14 protein-coding genes and 1 tRNA gene are annotated in these 17,086 nt (G+C 59.3%); 8 read left to right on the top strand and 7 right to left on the bottom strand.

What is annotated here, in order from left to right; all coding sequences use genetic code 11:
• Window positions 1-31 precede the first annotated feature (31 nt).
• Entirely contained in the window at window positions 32-877 is an 846-nt protein-coding gene (locus ACK509_RS14045; RefSeq protein WP_410767156.1) for a succinylglutamate desuccinylase/aspartoacylase family protein, read from the top strand.
• Here the strand turns inward: ACK509_RS14045 and ACK509_RS14040 are convergent.
• From ACK509_RS14040 to ACK509_RS14030, 3 genes are all read right to left on the bottom strand, one after another.
• Window positions 874-1,509 (bottom strand): HAD family hydrolase, encoded by a 636-nt coding sequence (locus ACK509_RS14040; RefSeq protein ID WP_410767155.1) that lies wholly within the window; start codon window positions 1,507-1,509, stop codon window positions 874-876. The two genes, ACK509_RS14045 and ACK509_RS14040, sit on opposite strands and share 4 nt — an antisense overlap.
• Before the next feature lie 48 nt (window positions 1,510-1,557).
• A complete protein-coding gene (locus ACK509_RS14035) occupies window positions 1,558-2,007 on the bottom strand; it encodes a UPF0179 family protein (RefSeq protein WP_410767154.1) in 450 nt (149 codons plus the stop codon).
• An 88-nt stretch (window positions 2,008-2,095) separates the two neighbouring features.
• Entirely contained in the window at window positions 2,096-2,479 is a 384-nt protein-coding gene (locus tag ACK509_RS14030; protein ID WP_410767153.1) for a DUF5820 family protein, read from the bottom strand.
• A gap of 493 nt (window positions 2,480-2,972) precedes the next feature.
• Here ACK509_RS14030 and ACK509_RS14025 point away from each other — a divergent pair, with 493 nt between their 5' ends.
• The 6 genes from ACK509_RS14025 (at window position 2,973) to ACK509_RS14000 (ending at window position 12,698) form a co-directional block, all read left to right on the top strand.
• Window positions 2,973-5,045, top strand: a complete 2,073-nt coding sequence (locus ACK509_RS14025) for a PrkA family serine protein kinase (RefSeq protein ID WP_410767152.1) — start codon at window positions 2,973-2,975, stop codon at window positions 5,043-5,045.
• Between the two features lies 1 nt (window position 5,046).
• The gene (locus tag ACK509_RS14020; protein ID WP_410767151.1) at window positions 5,047-7,323 is read left to right on the top strand and encodes a PrkA family serine protein kinase; all 2,277 of its coding nucleotides are present in this window, start codon (window positions 5,047-5,049) and stop codon (window positions 7,321-7,323) included.
• Complete coding sequence (locus tag ACK509_RS14015) at window positions 7,314-8,633, top strand: YeaH/YhbH family protein (RefSeq protein WP_410767150.1); 1,320 nt, start codon at window positions 7,314-7,316, stop codon at window positions 8,631-8,633. Before ACK509_RS14020 ends, ACK509_RS14015 begins: the two co-directional genes overlap by 10 nt.
• The gene (locus ACK509_RS14010) at window positions 8,630-10,636 is read left to right on the top strand and encodes a SpoVR family protein (protein WP_410767149.1); all 2,007 of its coding nucleotides are present in this window, start codon (window positions 8,630-8,632) and stop codon (window positions 10,634-10,636) included. Before ACK509_RS14015 ends, ACK509_RS14010 begins: the two co-directional genes overlap by 4 nt.
• A 7-nt stretch (window positions 10,637-10,643) precedes the next feature.
• Complete coding sequence (locus ACK509_RS14005; protein WP_410767148.1) at window positions 10,644-11,153, top strand: hypothetical protein; 510 nt, start codon at window positions 10,644-10,646, stop codon at window positions 11,151-11,153.
• Window positions 11,154-11,228: 75 nt separating this feature from the next.
• Window positions 11,229-12,698 carry a DASH family cryptochrome gene (locus ACK509_RS14000; protein WP_410767147.1) on the top strand — a complete coding sequence of 490 codons (1,470 nt, stop codon included), beginning with the start codon at window positions 11,229-11,231 and terminating at the stop codon, window positions 12,696-12,698.
• A gap of 26 nt (window positions 12,699-12,724) precedes the next feature.
• Here the strand turns inward: ACK509_RS14000 and ACK509_RS13995 are convergent, their stop codons facing one another.
• Window positions 12,725-13,156: a disulfide bond formation protein B gene (locus tag ACK509_RS13995; RefSeq protein WP_410767146.1), complete on the bottom strand. Its 432-nt coding sequence runs from the start codon at window positions 13,154-13,156 to the stop codon at window positions 12,725-12,727.
• A gap of 418 nt (window positions 13,157-13,574) precedes the next feature.
• Here ACK509_RS13995 and ACK509_RS13990 point away from each other — a divergent pair, with 418 nt between their 5' ends.
• Window positions 13,575-13,907 carry a hypothetical protein gene (locus ACK509_RS13990; RefSeq protein ID WP_410767145.1) on the top strand — a complete coding sequence of 111 codons (333 nt, stop codon included), beginning with the start codon at window positions 13,575-13,577 and terminating at the stop codon, window positions 13,905-13,907.
• A gap of 328 nt (window positions 13,908-14,235) precedes the next feature.
• Here the strand turns inward: ACK509_RS13990 and ACK509_RS13985 are convergent.
• From ACK509_RS13985 to ACK509_RS13975, 3 genes are all read right to left on the bottom strand, one after another.
• Window positions 14,236-14,310, bottom strand: a tRNA-Glu gene (locus ACK509_RS13985).
• Window positions 14,311-14,397: 87 nt separating this feature from the next.
• Window positions 14,398-16,377, bottom strand: coding sequence for a 3-hydroxyacyl-CoA dehydrogenase NAD-binding domain-containing protein (locus tag ACK509_RS13980; protein WP_410767144.1), 1,980 nt, complete (start codon window positions 16,375-16,377; stop codon window positions 14,398-14,400).
• A gap of 81 nt (window positions 16,378-16,458) precedes the next feature.
• A complete protein-coding gene (locus ACK509_RS13975; protein ID WP_410767143.1) occupies window positions 16,459-17,040 on the bottom strand; it encodes a DNA-3-methyladenine glycosylase family protein in 582 nt (193 codons plus the stop codon).
• Window positions 17,041-17,086: the final 46 nt, after the last annotated feature.

Genomic DNA, 17,086 nt, shown 5'->3' with positions numbered 1-17,086 from the left:
AGCCTTTACCCTCCAGTGCAAGGTCCGGTCAATGCGTATCTACGAACTCGGTGACGGCACGCCCGAAGTGTCAGTTGTCGGGTCTATTCACGGCGACGAACCGTGTGGTGCGCGGGCTATCGAACGGTTCGTTGCGGAAGAACCCGACGTCGAGCGCCCGGTCAAGCTCATCATCGCCAACGAAGAGGCACTCGAAGCAGACGTTCGCTACCTCGACGAAGACCTCAATCGTGCGTTCCCCGGCGACCCTCACGCCGACTCGCACGAACGCCGACTCGCTCACGACCTCGGGCGCGAAGTACGCGAAACGACAGCATTCTCTATCCACTCTACGCAGTCGTTCGCCGAACCGTTCGCCATCGTCGATACGGTCGATGCGATTGCGCGCTCTATCTGCCCGCACTTGCCTGTCGATTTCCTCGTGGAGACGAACAACTTCGCCGAAGGCCGACTCATCGAACACGCTCACACTATCGAAGTCGAAGCTGGATTGCAGAAATCCGACGAGGCCGCGGACAACGCCTACTGGCTGATTCGCGCGTTCCTGACTGCGACGAACGTCCTGCCGGCCCCGACTGTCGCCAGCGACGGCAGCGGTGGCGAAGAACCGATGAGTGCCGACCGACCAAATCTCGGCGTGCAAGAAGACAACTCGCTCGACGTGTTCCGTCTGTTGGAGAAGATTCCCAAACCCGAGGCAGAGGAGTACGAAGTGTTCGCAACGAACTTCCAAGAAGTCAGTGAAGGCGAGAAGTTCGCCCGCGCCGACGACGAGACGTTCGTCGCCGACCAGAGCTTCTACCCCATCTTGCTCTCTGCGTACGGCTACGCCGACATCTTCGGCTACGCTGGCGACAACATCGGACAGATTTCTTAATCGAGCAAGCGACTCACCACGTCCGAGACGGTTGGGTCGGTTGGAACCTCCTCGTCTCGATTTTCTTCTCCGACGTACATCGCGTCCCAGCCAGCGTCCCGAGCGCCGACGATATCCTCGTCGTACGTATCCCCAATGTAGACGTAGGAGTCTGCCGGAAGCGCATCTTCTGCGGCCTCGAAAATCCCCGAGTCAGGTTTCTGTGCCGCGACATCTGGGTCGTTCGAGACGACGAGTGCTTGGGAAAATTGGTCGAGTTCGTGGTGTTCGAGTTTGCGACGCTGGACGTCGAGGACGCCGTTCGTGAGTACTCCTGTCGGATACTGGGTTGCCACGCGTTCGACTGCCGTGGCCGTCGCTTCTGAGACTGTCGTCGCTGCGAGTTCGTGTTTGGTGTACTGCGTTGCGAGCAGTGCTGGGTCCACGCCGAGGTCGAATTTCTCGACGACGGCCTCGAATCCGTCGGCGTAGGGTGTCGTCGAGAGGTCGGCAAACGATGCAAAGAACGTCTCGAGGTAGTGTTCGTAGGCACCCTCGGGAGCAGTTGGGAGCGTACGCTCGAACAGCGCAGAAAATGACTCTCCGTACTGGAGGAGCGTCCCATCGAGGTCGAAAAAGATGGCAGTCGTCATTGGTGAGCAGACACGCGTCCGCGAGAAAAGGGTACCCCCGATGCCGTCCTACTCGTCTGCGGCTTCCAATTCGACGAGCGTCAGCGACCGGTCGAGATAGCAGTGGTCGTGCGGTGGGTCGCCGACGATTTCGCGGATGCGATACTCCTGGTCGAAATCTGCGCCTTCGGGTACGCAGTACTGGTGGCTTGGGCACTCGGTGTGTGGGCAGGGGCCTTGGAGACTGGCCTTGCTCCCCGAAAACGCGCCTTTCGAGGGAACGTTAGCCTGGACCGGCGCGGGTTCGACTTCGACGGCGCGGACGCCTTCATCGTGGACGGCACAGTCGAGCAGTTGGGTGTTCTCACGGACGCCGACGACTCGATACCGAACGCCCTCGGTGAGGTTGAGACACTGTTGGCGATACGGACAGCCTTCACATCCAGAGGACTCCCCGTAGTAGACAAATTCTGTCCCCGGGTCGGTCAGGCGGCCACCAATGAGTGTAACGGAGGTCATACTCGAAGATTTATTTGCAGGTGGGTTAAGACTCCCGCCCAGTCGGGCGATGTCACGGTGAGGGCACAAGCCGCGTTTCGGTGTCTGCTCAGGCGTCGCCGCGGCCGGTCAACTCGTCGAGTTTGTCGAAGTAGTCGGGTCGCGGCACTTGGTACAACTCACGGTAGCCGATTTCCCCGTCGGAAAACCGCTGTGCGAGTTCGGTCGCACCCTCGAGTGCCGCCTCGCGCGAGTCGAACTCCACGACTTCGGCTTCTATCTCGGGCTCGATGTACAGAACTGCGTGCCACGTCGTGGTTCGAATCTGTGACGCGCCGGGGCGCTTGGCCCGCGACCCATTCCAGACGAAAATCGTGGGCATACACTCCGAGGGGAAGTTACTCTCGTTGAACACGTCGGGACGATAGGCGAGAATTCGTCGGCCACCTTCTTCGTCGTTCCACAGCGTCCATCCCGCAGGCAACTCGCTCATACGCCCACTATTCACGCTTCCGGCCTAAGCCTCTCGCTGTGTGTCCGCACGTTAGCCCGAATAACGGTCAGTGAATGCACACTTGATTGCTGGCTGACTGGATTAACGACACCACCAGCGCACTGAATCACCGATTAAAACGACTGACTCCCCGACTATTGGTTGCTATTTGGCATGGTATTTATGTGGGATCGATGAGCTTTGGGTCAGCATATTGACTATACTCGCAGAAAGCGTTATATGTTAACGTCTCTCATTGAGGAACAGTCTCGGTCACCGGACCGAGCGAGCCGTGTCGCACACTGTCATACGTGAACCGCCGATTCTGTCGCCCGTCGTTGTGTTGTCGTGAGCGCGCCACACGGCGACGATTCCGGGCACTCCTATCGGCCGACATGGTCGGAATACGGGTGTTCTGATGTCGTCTGTGGCCTGTGAATGCAGGTCCTTCGCTCCGTCTTCTGACGGATGGTCCAACGAGGCACCACGAAACATGAACGGCGAAATGGAAACACTCGCAGACCTCAGCAAGCACTACCGGGACTCGGTTCCCGCGGACCTCCGTGAAGCGAATAGCTTCGAGTGGTACTTGGAAGAGGTCTACGAAGACCCGAAGATCGCTCGCAACGCCCACCAACGTGTGGCGGACATGTTCGATTTCTACGGCACCCGCTACGACGAAGATGCGGGCGTCGTGGAGTACCTCATGGCGTCAGAAGACCCCCTGCACGACGGGGAGAACGTCTTCTACGGCCGCGAAGTTCACGAGTCGATACACGAGTTCGTCAACAAGGTGAAATCAGGGGCCCGCGGCCTCGGCCCTGAAAAACGCATCAAACTTCTCTTAGGCCCAGTCGGTTCCGGGAAGTCACACTTTGACTGGCTCTCTCGACGCTACTTCGAAGACTTCACCATGCGCGACGAGGGCCGCATGTACACCTTCAGATGGACGAACCTGTGTGACATCATCCGCGACCAAGACCCCGGGGACAACGTGGTCTACTCGCCGATGCACCAAGACCCACTGGTGTTGCTCCCACACGAGCAACGTGATATCGTCATCGAGGGGCTGAACGAAAATCTGCAAGCGCCCTACACCATCAGGAACGACCAGGCACTCGACCCTGCCTCGGAGTTCTACATGGACCGCCTGCTCGCACACTACGACGACGACCTCGAATCGGTCCTCGACAACCACGTCGAGATTATTCGTCTCGTCGCCTCCGAGAACAAGCGCCAGTGTATCGAGACCTTCGAACCGAAGGACAAGAAGAATCAGGACGAAACCGAACTCACTGGCGACGTCAACTACTCGAAACTCGCGGTCTACGGCGAATCAGACCCTCGCGCGTTCGACTACTCGGGCGCGTTCTGTAACGCCAACCGTGGCATCTTCTCCGGCGAGGAACTGCTGAAACTCCAGCGCGAGTTCCTTTATGACTTCCTGCACGCCTCGCAGGAACAGACGATTAAGCCGAAGAACAACCCGCGTATCGACATCGACCAGGTCATCGTGGGCCGGACGAACATGCCCGAGTACCGCGAGAAGAAGGGCGACGAGAAGATGGAGGCGTTCAACGACCGAACCAAGCGTATCGACTTCCCGTACGTCCTCGAATACGAACAGGAAGCCGAAATCTACCGGAAGATGCTCCGGAACGCCGACGTGCCCGATATTCACGTCGAGCCGCACACACTGGAGATGTCCGGCCTCTTCGGCGTCCTCACGCGTATCACCGAACCCGATTCGGACACCATCACGCTCGTCCAGAAGGCGAAAGCCTACAATGGCGAGTTAGACGATGGCGACGACATCGACGTTCGGAAACTCCGCGAAGAAGGCGAGGCGAAAGCCGACATCGCCGAAGGCATGGACGGTGTCTCTGCTCGCTTCATCGGCGACGAAATCGCCGAAGCCATCATGGATTCGACTCACCGCGGCAGAAAGTACCTCTCGCCGCTGTCGTCGTTCACGCACCTCGAAGAGAACCTCGAAAACCACGGGTCGATTCCCGAAGAGAACCTCGGTCGGTACCACCGCTACCTCGAGATGGTCCGCGAAGAGTACAAAGAGCGCGCCATCGAGGACGTTCGCCACGCGCTCGCCTACGACATCGACGAGATTCGCCGACAGGGCGAGAAGTACATGGACCACGTCATGGCCTACATCGACGATGCGACGGTCGAAGACGAACTGACCGGCCGCGACCAAGAACCGGACGAGAAGTTCCTGCGCGCCGTCGAAGAGAAACTCAACATCCCCGAAGACCGCAAAGAAGACTTCCGTCAGGAAGTTTCGAACTGGGTCTCGCGTCGCGCACGCGAGGGAACCTCGTTCGACCCGCAAGACAACGACCGCCTCCGCCGCGCCTTAGAGCGCAAACTCTGGGAAGACAAGAAGCACAACATCAACTTCTCGGCACTCGTGAGTGCCAACGAACTGGACGACGACGAGCGCAGCACGTGGGTTGACGCCCTCGTCGAACAGGGGTACTCACGCGACGGTGCCCGAGAAGTTCTCGAGTTCGCTGGCGCGGAGGTGGCCAAGAGCGAACTGGAAGCCTGATATGCACGACTACATCCACGACGCGGACGAGGTTCTTCGCGGCACCTACGAGGAACCGATGAGCCTCGCTGAATACGTCGAAGCGTCGTTCAACTCTCCCTCGATTGCCTCCCACGCATCGAAGTATCTGCTGGAAGCAATCGAGTCGATGGGAACTCGAACCGTCGTCGAAGAAGGCGAAGAGAAATCGCGCTACCGATTCTTCGACGACCCGTCGAACGACGGTGAACACGCCGTTCTCGGCAACACTGACATCCTCAACGCCTTCGTTGACGACTTGCGAACTATCGCCGCTGACCGCGGTAAAGCCGAGAAGATAATCTGGTTCGACGGTCCCACAGCGACGGGAAAATCCGAACTCAAACGCTGTCTCATCAACGGACTGCGGGAGTACTCGAAAACGGATGCCGGACGCCGGTACACCGTCGAGTGGAACATCGTCAACGCCGAGGACACCCGTGGGTTATCCTACGGCGGCGAAGTCGAGTCCGAACGCGAGGAGGACTGGTACGAAAGCCCCGTTCAGGCCCACCCTCTCTCGGTATTCCCTGCTGACGTGCGAAAGCGCCTGCTCTCGGACCTCAACCGAACTAACGGCGCAGACATCGCCGTCGATGTGGACGAAGAACTCGACCCGTTCTGCCGAGAAGCGTACAACTTCCTCGAAGAGCAGTACCGCAGAAACGGGAAGCAAGACCTGTTTTCGGCAGTGAGCGACACCAAGCACCTTCGGGTGAAAAACTACGTCGTCGACGTCGGTCGCGGGATTGGCGTCCTCCACTCCGAAGACGATGGCTCACCGAAAGAGCGACTCGTCGGGTCGTGGATGCCGAGTATGCTCCGTGAACTGAACTCTCGCGGGCGGAAGAACCCGCAAGCGTTCAGCTACGACGGCGTACTCTCGCAAGGAAACGGACTTCTCACGATTGTCGAAGACGCGACCCAACACGCGGACCTCTTGCAGAAACTCCTCAACGTCCCCGACGAGGGGCACGTCAAACTCGACAAGGGAATCGGGATGGATATCGACACCCAGTTGGTCATCATCTCGAATCCCGACCTCGACGTCGAACTCGACAAGTTCGCCGACAGAAACGGCCGCGACCCGCTGAAAGCCCTGAAGCGACGCCTGAACAAACACGAGTTCCGCTACCTGACGAACCTCTCGCTGGAAGCCGAACTCATCCGGCGCGAGTTGACCAACGAGACGAGCGTCTGGACGGACGACCCAGAAGCCGTGTACGAGCGAGTCGCAGAGGCAATTTCGCTCGATGTCCGCGAAGGGCCAGGGGCGGTTCACCCGCGCGAACTCGCACCCCACACCGTCGAAGCGGCGGCGCTGTACAGCGTCGTCACCCGACTGGATTCCGACGACCTGCCGCGTGACCCAGACTTGGAGTTCTCACTCGTCGAAAAGGCACTCCTGTTCGACCGTGGCTACCTCCAAGTCGGCGACGACCGGCGAGATATCTCGGAGTTCACGTTCAAGGGACAGACCGACGGTACGCACGGTATCCCGGTGACGTTTACCCGCGACGTAATCGCCGACTTGCTCCACGAGCGCCCCGACAGACACCACGCGAGCCTCGACGTCTCCTCGGTCGTCATGCCGACTGACGTACTCGATGCGATGGCCAACGAACTGGCCGACGCACCAGTGTTCTCGCGGGGTGAAGCATCCGAATACGAGAGCCGAATTGCGATGGTCAAATCGTACATCTTCGACCGACAGGAAGCAGACGTACTCGATGCACTGCTCGCCGACAAGGTCGTCCAGCGCGAAACTGTCGCCGAATACGTCGAACACGTCTTCGCGTGGGCATCGGAGGACCAAATCGAGACGGAACACGGTCGTATCGACCCTGACCCGTTGCTGATGAAACTCTTCGAGACCGAACACCTCGGTCGGTTCGACGAAGACGAGTACGACGGCAACGTCCCCTCGGGAGATGTCGTGACCTTCCGCAACGAGAAGGTCATCACCGCGCTCAATCGATACGCGTGGGAGAACCGTGACGAAGGGTTCACTATCTCGAACGTAGACCTGACCGAGATTCCAGTCATCCAGACCGTCTTGGAGACTCACGATTGGGACGACGTGCGACGGTTGTTCGCCGACCTCGACGCTCGTCAGTGGGAAAGCCCGCCGACGAACACCGAGACCGAGCGCGTCAAAGAACGAACCATCGAGGAACTGAAAGCCCGCGGCTACACCGCGGCGTCGGCCGAACTCACCAGTCGCGCCGTCATGAAAGAGGTGAGCCACACGTGGGACTGAGAGAAGACCTCGAACGATTCCGTGAAGTCGGCGAAGAGCGACGCGAAGACCTCAAAGAGTTCATCTCGTACGGTGACCTCGGCGCATCGGGCGCGAAGGACATCAAAATCCCAATCAAGGTCGTTGACCTCCCAGAGTTCCGCTACGACCGCCTCGATATGGGCGGCGTCGGACAGGGACAGGGCGGGACGCCCGACGTGGGCCAACCGATTGGGCAGCCTCAGCCAGCACCCGGTGAGGGCGATGAAGGCGACCCCGGCGAAGAGGGAGCCGAACACGAGTACTACGAGATGGACCCCGAGCAGTTCGCCGAGGCCCTCGACGAAGAACTCGGACTCGACCTCGAACCGAAGGGCAAGGAGGTCATCGAAGAAGTCGAAGGGGACTTCACCGATATCACTCGCGTCGGCCCGCACAGCACGCTCGACTTCGAGCGCCTGTTCAAAGAAGGCCTCAAGCGCAAGTTGGCGATGGACTTCGACGACGACTTCGTCCGCGAGGCGATGAAAGTCGAAGGCACGACGCCCGAACAGGTCTATCACTGGTGCCGCGACCAGAACATCCTCGTCTCGCTCACGTGGATCGACGACGAGTGGACCCGCATCCCTGACGACGAACGGGACAAGTGGGCCTCCTTCGAGGAGATGGAAGAGAAAGTCGAACGGACGACGACGGTCCAGCGGATTCGCCGCGATGGACTCCGAGAGATTCCATTCCGCCGCGAAGACGAGCGCTATCGTCATCCCGAGATTATCGAGAAGAAGCAATCCAACGTCGTCGTGGTCAACATCCGCGACGTGTCGGGGTCGATGCGCGAGACGAAGCGCGAACTCGTCGAACGTACGTTCACCCCGCTCGATTGGTACTTGACTGGAAAATACGACCACGCCGAGTTCGTCTACATCGCCCACGACGCCGAAGCGTGGGAAGTCGAACGCGACGCGTTCTTCGGCATCCGCTCGGGCGGTGGGACGCGTATCTCATCAGCCTACGAATTAGCGAAAGCGATTCTCGAAGAACGATATCCGTGGCGCGACTGGAATCGCTACGTCTTCGCTGCGGGCGATTCAGAAAACTCGTCGAACGACACGAAAGAGCGGGTCATCCCACTTATGTCGGAAATCGACGCGAACCTCCACGCCTACGTGGAGACCCAACCCGGTGGCACCGCCATCAACGCAACACACGCCGAAGAGGTCGAACGAACCCTCGGCGAGGAAGACAACGTCGTCGTCGCGTACGTCTCCAGCCCAGACGACGTTATCGAGGCAATCTACCGCATCCTCAGCACGGAGGCGACCGCAGAATGAGCTTCAGAAGACACCGCAGAGACGCACAAAAAGAGGCCGCACGCCTCGCGGAACCCATCCGAGAAGCGGGCGCACTCGCCACGAAACTCGGCTTGGACCCCTACCCGGTGAACTACTGGGTCGTCAACTACGACGAGATGAACCAACTCATCGCCTACGGGGGCTTCCAGCGCCGCTATCCACACTGGCGATGGGGAATGACCTACGACCGCCAGCGAAAGACCGACCAGTTCGGCATGGGCAAAGCCTTCGAAATCGTCAACAACGACGACCCCTCGAACGCTTTCCTCCAAGAGTCGAACTCGCTGGCCGACCAGAAGGCCGTCATCACTCACGTCGAGGCCCACTCGGACTTCTTCAAGAACAACCAGTGGTTCGGCCTGTTTTCGGACAAAGGCCTGAACGCGGCGGCGATGCTCGAACAACACGCCGAAGCCGTCGAACGCTACATTCAGGATCCCGAAATCAGCCGCGACGACGTGGAGCGATTCATCGACGCCGTCCTCTGTCTCGAAGACAACATCGACCAGCATCGGTCGATTCGAGACGCCGTTGCAGACGACGGTGAGCGTATTCCACGAGACATTCGATCGCAGCTCGATAGCCTCAACATCTCCGACGACGTGCGCCGCGAAGTGTTCGACGAGGAGTGGTTAGACCAAGTCGAAGAAGCAGAGCGAGAAGCCGCGAAACTCACCGAGCCGCGAAAAGACATCCTCGCGTACCTGCGCGAACACGGGATGTACTACGACGAAGAGTCGGAGAAGGCAGTCGAGATGGAACCGTGGCAGAAAGACGTCCTCGACATGCTCCGCGAGGAGTCCTACTACTTCGCGGCCCAGAAGATGACGAAGGTGATGAACGAAGGGTGGGCCGCCTACTGGGAGGCGCTCATGATGGGTGACGAACACTTCGCGGAGACAGACGAGTTCATCACCTACGCCGACCACCAGTCCAAGGTTCTCGGCTCTCCTGGTCTCAACCCCTACAAACTGGGGAAAGAACTGTGGGAGTACATCGAGAACTCGACGAACCGTGCCGAAGTCGCGGACAAACTGCTCCGTATCAAGGGCGTCACGTGGCGGAACTTCAGCGATGCCATCGACTTCGAGGAGGTACAGCAACTCCTCGAGACTGACCCTGCGCTCGACAGCGTGAGTTCCGAGACGCTCGATGACCTCGCCGCGCTCGGGGCAGACGACCCGCGTATCGACCACGAGATGCTGGAGCGCGTACAATCCGGTGACGAGTCGGTCGATATCGACCGCTTCCCGTGGAAGGTACTCACCTACGAGGGGATGGCCGAACGCCACTTCTCACTCGTCAAGCCACAGAATCGCGGCTTTATCCGTCGGATTCGGCGCTCCGAACTCGAACACATCTCTCGGTACATGTTCGATGACAACCTCTACGACAGTGTCGAAGAGGCCCTCGCGGACGTGAACAAAACCGCAGGGTGGGACCGGATGCGCGAGATTCGAGAGAGCCACAACGACGTGACCTTCCTCGATGCGTTTCTCTCCGACGAGTTCGTCCGCGACAATCACTACTTCGCCTACGAGTTCTCTCGGTCGTCTCGGCAGTTCCACGTCTCTTCGACCGAGTACGAAGAAGTGAAAAAGAAACTCCTGTTCCAGTTCACCAACTTCGGAAAACCGACTGTCGTCGTCTACGACGGCAACTTCGACAACCGTGGTGAACTCTTGCTGGGCCACCAGTACAACGGTGTCATCCTCAACATAAAGCAGGCAAAGGGCGTACTCGAACGCCTATACGACCTGTGGGGGCGGCCGGTCAACCTGATGACCATCACCAAGGAGTTCGACGAACACGAGGTCGAAGTCGCCCGTCGTCGCGGGCGCGAACCGACCCCGACAGAACGAGGGATCCGACTCCGATACGACGGTGACGGCCTCAAAGAACACGACCTCGAACCAGAACTCGAAGCCCGCATCGCCGCCAGCGACGTGGACTACGACACCAAGCCCGAGGAGTGGCTCTAGGTGTGCGATGGCGAGTGATGCGACCACGTCGCCGCTCGACGAAGCCGTCATTCACGACGTGCTTAGAAACGACCGGCGGAGGTTGGCACTCGAACGCCTCCGTGACGAGGGACGCTCACAGTCGGTGGGGACGCTCGCAGAACACATCGCCGAGGTCGAATCAGGAGAGTCTCCCCCACCGAAAAACGTCCGCCAGAGCGTCTACATCTCGTTACACCAGACACACCTGCCGAAACTCGACGAACTCCACATCGTCGCCTACGACGCGGTGAAAAAAGAGGTGACGCAGGGGGCGCGAGCGAGCGAACTCGATGCGTACTTCGAAGACCCGCCATCGGTGTCCCTCGTTGCGATGAGTTTCGTCGCCTGTCTCGTTGGACTCGTCCTCGTCCTCGGAAGTTGGATGGACGTGCCCGTCATCACGAGTATCGACCCGCGACTCATCGCCGTTATCGCTCTCATCGTCGCAACGGCAGTCACTGGCGCGGAACTCACAGCGTGGCCGCGTCGTTGGTGACGACTCCTTCTCTCTGGCACGCGACTCAGGTCGCCACGCAACTCAAGTACACCCCATCCTAAGCGCCGCTCGCGCATGTCCCACACAACGGCACTCGTCTGGTTTCGTCGTGACCTGCGAGTCCACGATAACGAAGCACTGGTCGAAGCCTGTGCCGCCGACCACGTGGTCCCTGTCTACTGTTTCGACCCGCGGGAATACGGCCTGCGGCCCTACGGTGGGACCGACAGTTTCGACTTTACAAAGACTGGTCCGCACCGTCTTCGTTTTCGTCTCGAATCGGTTGCAGACCTCCGCGACGCGCTTCGAGAACATGGAAGCGACCTCCTCGTCCGGGTTGGAACCTCCGAGGCAGTCATTCCAGAACTCGCCGCGACCGTCGATGCCGACTTCGTGACGATGCACACGTGGCCAACTCCCGAGGAGTCCCAGTCTGAGTCTGCGGTCTGCGATGCGCTCACTACCGAGGGAATCGACGCTCGGCGCTACTGGGGCCATACACTCACGCACATCGACGACCTGCCGATGGACTACACGGAGCTGCCAGACACGTACACGACGTTCCGCAAGGCCGTCGAGAAGGACGCGTCGATGCGCGAACCGTTCGGCGTACCGGCAATTCCCGAATTGCCTGCCGACGTGCCCGGTTTGGGTGAAATTCCAACCGTGTCCGACCTCGATTCCTCGCTCGATAGCTCAGCTATCGAACCGCCCGTTGACAAAGCCGTCCTCTCGTTCGATGGTGGTGAATTCGCCGCACTCGACCGAGTTGCGTCCTACATCTGGGAGGGTGACCACCTCCGCGAGTACAAAGAGACACGGAACGGGATGCTCGGCCCCGATTACTCCTCGAAGTTCTCGCCGTGGCTCAACGAAGGATGCCTTTCGCCTCGTTACGTGCAATCCGAAGTCGAACGCTACGAGGACGAACGGGTGACGAACGATTCGACCTACTGGCTGACGTTCGAACTTCGCTGGCGTGACTTCTTCCAGTTCCAGTTCGCCAAACACGGTGCGAGATTCTTCCACCGAGGCGGCATCCGAAACCGAACTGACATCGACTGGCGTGCAGACGACGTGCAATTCGAACGGTGGGCCGCCGGAAGAACAGGAATCCCGTTCGTCGATGCGAACATGCGTGAGTTGAACGAGACGGGCTACATGTCGAATCGTGGGCGACAGAATGCAGCGTCCTTTCTCGCCAACAACCTCCGTCTCGATTGGCGACGGGGCGCGGCCTACTTCGAGACACAGTTGGTCGATTACGACCCCGCAGTGAATTACGGCAACTGGGCCTACATCGCCGGTGTCGGCAACGACTCGCGGGACCGATACTTCAACATCAACAAGCAAGCGAGTCGGTACGACAGCGATGCTACGTACATCACCCACTGGTTACCAGAACTCGATGGACTTCCGTCGGAGTACGCCCGCGCGCCGTGGAAGATGACGCCCGAGGAACAAGCCGAATATGGCGTCCAGTTGGGCATGGACTATCCGGAGCCGATGATTAATCTCGAAGCGTCGTACGAAACACTGCGATAAGCTCCGTTCTGGAGCAGAAAGGGTGTTTAGACGCCCCACGCGTCGTTTCCGTCGCCACCGAGGAACACGACACCTGCGAGCAGGAGCGTGATGAGGGTGAACGCGATGAGCGAGAGACGTGGGATGGTGAGCAGACCGCCGAGCATCTCGTACTGAATGCTAGTACACGGCCCGCCGACTGTACAGGTTGCGCCGGGGGCGATCTGCAAGTAGGTGTGATAGCCCGCGAGTGCAACCCCACCGAGCGAGAGCGGCAAGACCGTCTTCCACACTGCACCGCGGTCTTCGACAGCCGCGACGCCCAAGACGACGATGAGAGGATACATCAGAATTCGCTGGTACCAACAGAGGTCACACGGCGTGAGCCCGAGTCCGAGACTGAAATACAGGCTTCCGGAGGTTGCTGCGAGTGCGACGAGTGTCGCGGCACCGAGCAGTACTCGCGTCGTATCTGTCATCGACTCCCCCGGAGTGGGTGGGTCGGTTCTGCGGCGGCGCTCGTTACAGTCTCGTCGGCGAATGTGCTGACGAGTGTCCCTCGATTGTGCGGCATTCCAGCGTGCACGGTAGACAGAGACGCCACTGCCGACAAAATAAATCCAGCGACCACTCAGCAGACGTTTACGTTGGAAACGTAGCGCCGTACTGCCGGGGGACGACCGACAGCCGACGCCATCGTGCCTACTCGGGCACAGAACGACCATACACCGAACCGGTGCGTATGAACGGGTGGAGGCAGGTGTAATGAACGTTGTGCCGGTCCGACCCAAAGAACCCTAAAACGATGTTATTTAGCTCAAATTGCCATTTTCATACACTGTTTGCCCAATCGATTTATAGTGTTTCCTGTTGTTTGTTTGACCCGAGCTATCATACATGCCATCATTCAAATCATTCACCAAACATAGCGAACTCCTGAACGAGGTATTCGAGGCCCTCAGCCACGAATATCGGCGACGAATCCTCTTTCGATTAGTCGAAGAAGACGCCGAGTTGGCAGGAACGTTTCTCTCACCGCCGACGCTTGGTAAACAGACAGAGCCCGATATTCTCAGCCTCAAATTGCATCACGTTCACCTTCCGAAACTCGACAGCGCCGAGTTCATCGACTGGGACCGAGAAGACGGGTCGGTCAGTCGCGGTGAGCGGTTCGAGGCAGTCGTACCGCTACTCGAGATGCTTGCCGAACACGAGGAAGTTCGGAGGTGAGTTTCGGCAGTTGGGAGAGTGGTTTTACGAGAGTATTTCGTCGGGATTTGAACCTCGGTCGCTCAGTAACTCACGGCTCTGCCGGTCGTCTTTTTGCGACGCTGTGTGTCGCACTCGCTCTCTAGTTCTCATATACACCCACAACAGTCGGTTTGACGCGATGAAACGCGTCGCTTGAGATGTTGTATCTGAGAGAAATGCTCGGTAGGGGATTCCAACTCCACTCGCAAATCAGAGATTTGCTCCCTAGTTCGAACCCCTTGCTCGCATTCACCCTCACCAGACCGAGAGACACGGAGGTCTCTCGGAGGTTTGTGTTCGGGAAAAGTGCTCGGTAGGGGATTCGAACCCCTGTCCTCGGCTCGAAAGGCCAAGATGATTGGCCGGACTACACCAACCGAGCCAACTGCATTCAGGAGTGACCGCCGGATTTAATTAAACGTTGCGTTCCGTCCTGGCTTCGAGTGAGAGACCCACCCACGGATGGCGATTACTCGCCTTTGAAGTCGGGGTCTCGGTCGCTCGTGAACGCGGCGATTCCTTCCATCAGGTCGGACGTGGTGAAGACGAGGCCGAACGCCTGTGCTTCGACTTCGAGACCGGCGTCGGTGTCGTCCCAGCCACTCTGCATGGCACGCTTGGTGTAGCGCTGGGCAATCGGCGGCCCCTGTGCGAACTTTTTGGCGTACTCGAAGGCTTGGTCCATGAAGTCCTCGTTCTCGAAGACTTCGTTGACGAAGCCGAAGTCGGCCATCGCCTCGACATCGTAGCGCTCGGCAGTGAAGATAATCTCTTTCGCGCGGCCCATGCCGACGATTCGCTGGAGGCGGACGGAGCCACCCCACCCGGGGATGAGACCCAGTTTGTGTTCTGGTTGGCCGAACTCCGAGCGCTCCGAGGCGACTCGAAGGTCGGCACACATCGTGAGTTCCATCCCGCCACCGAGGCAGAAGCCGTCGATAGCGGCGACCACAGGCATGTCGACTTCTTCGAGTTTTCCGAACGTATGCTGGCCTTTTCGCGAAAGTTCGGTACCCGTAACCGCGTCGGGGCCGCTCGCAGCGACGCTCGTCACGTCTGCACCGGCGGAGAATGCCTTGTCACCAGCGCCGGTGAGGAGGATTGCTCGGACCTCGTCGTCCTCGGCGAGGATGTCGAGTAGCTCATTGAGTTCCTCTATCAGGTCCGTGCTGATGGTGTTGAGACGGTGCGGGCGGTTGAGCGTGATGTGGCCGACGCCTTCGCGAACTTCGACGAGCAGGTTGTCGAACTCGTAGTCGCCACCGTCGTCGCTGTCGTCGTCGCCGTAGAAACCAGCACCATCGTCGGCGCGCTCGCGGAGGTAGTCCACGGCGTCGTAGCGCGCGGCCTCGGTCTCCTCGTGGAGGTTGTCGAGCGTCTCGACGAGCGTTTCGAGACCCGTTTCGTCGGACATCTTCGCAGGGCCGTCGGGGAAACCAGCGCCGAGCATGACTGCACGGTCGATTGCCTTCGGACCGGCGACTTCGTTGCCGATGAGACCGGCGACTTCGTTCGCCATGACGGCGAGGAGGCGGTTCTTGACAGACTCGCTTCCTTCGCCGTGTGGGATTTCTGCGCCTTCGCCAGATTCGTAGTCGTAGAAGCCTTGGCCGGTCTTCTTACCGAGGGTGCCTTCTTCGACCTTCTCGGAGAGGAGCGGGCACGGTTCGTAGGCGTCACCGAGTACTTCGTGCATGTATCCGAGGACGTGATAGCCGACGTCGATGCCGACCTGGTCGGCGAGTTCGAACGACCCCATCGGGAGGCCCATGTCGTACTTCGTCGTGGAATCGACTTCGGCGACGGTCGCGTCACCGGATTCGACAATCCACGCGGCCTCGTTCATGAGCGGGACGAGGATACGGTTCACGATGAATCCGGGACTGTCCTTGTGGACGCGAACGGGCGTCTTGCCCATCGCTTCTGCGAGGTCTTCGATAACGTCGAGCGTCTCGTCGTCGGTGTGTGCGCCCGAGATTACTTCGACCAGTGCCATGCGCACTGGTGGGTTGAAAAAGTGCATCCCGCAGAATCGCTCGGGTCGCTCGGTGACTTCCGAGAGTTCGGTAATCGAGAGACTGGAGGTGTTCGTTGCGAAAATCGTGTGGTCGGGGGCGTTCGCTTCGAGTTCCGTGTACACCTCCTTCTTGATGGACATCTTCTCGGGGACGGCCTCGATGACCACGTCGGCGTCCTCGACTGCCTCACCGAGGTCGACGACGGGCGTCACGCGGTCGAACGCGGCATCAGCCTCGTCTTGGGAGAGTTGGTCTTTCTCGGCGAGTTTGTTCAGCGACCACTCGATTTGCTCGTAGCCCTTCTGGACGAATTCATCTTTGATGTCTCGGAGGACGACGGAGTACCCAGCGAGGGCGGCCACTTCCGCGATGCCGTGGCCCATATTGCCCGCGCCAAGAACCGTGATGGTGTTGATATCGTCTACCTTCATGGACGAACGTTACAGTGTGCATTGGTTTCAACGTTTCCCCTGAGTGAAATGTAAACTCCGGCCTAGTTTAGATCCGAGAATTCAGTCGATGGCACGCCACAGATAGATACTGGCGTAGCTTCGATGTGGTTGCCATCGTTCGGCCCGGTCGCGCAACTCGCCGCGGGTCTGCGAATCGGCTTCGAGTTCGAACACTTTCTCCATGCCGCGTCGAATGCCGAGGTCCTCGACAGGAAAGACATCCTCACGCGCGAGGACGAAGATAAGGAACATCTTGGCCGTCCAGACGCCGACGCCGCGAATCTCGGTCAGCGAGTCGATGACTTCGTCGTCGGACATCACCCGAAAGTCGTCCGCTGAGAGGCCGTTTTGGAACGCTTCGGCGACGTTGCGGACGTACTCTGTCTTCTGTTTCGAGAGTCCGCAGTCGCGGAGTACGTCGGTGTCCGCGGCGAGAATCCCTTCGGGTGTGACGGTCACCGCGTCGAACATCCGGTCACGAATCGTCGCGGCTGCCGACGTAGAGAGTTGCTGGTTGACGATAGAGACGACGAGTCGCTCGAACGGCTCTGACGAGGCTTCGAGTTCGACGGGACCGTGGCTTTCGACGACTCGACCGAGATGCGGGTCTGTTTTGAGTGTATGATAAGCGTCCTCGCTCATTGGGCACTCTTGTATCCCCCGCGAGAAAAACACCGGCGTCGAAGCC

Origin of the sequence: Haloferax sp. DFSO60, assembly GCF_046557615.1 — an archaeon.
Lineage (GTDB): Archaea > Halobacteriota > Halobacteria > Halobacteriales > Haloferacaceae > Haloferax.
Note: the sequence above shows the minus strand (reverse complement) of the source record. Positions and strands in the feature narration are given on the sequence as shown.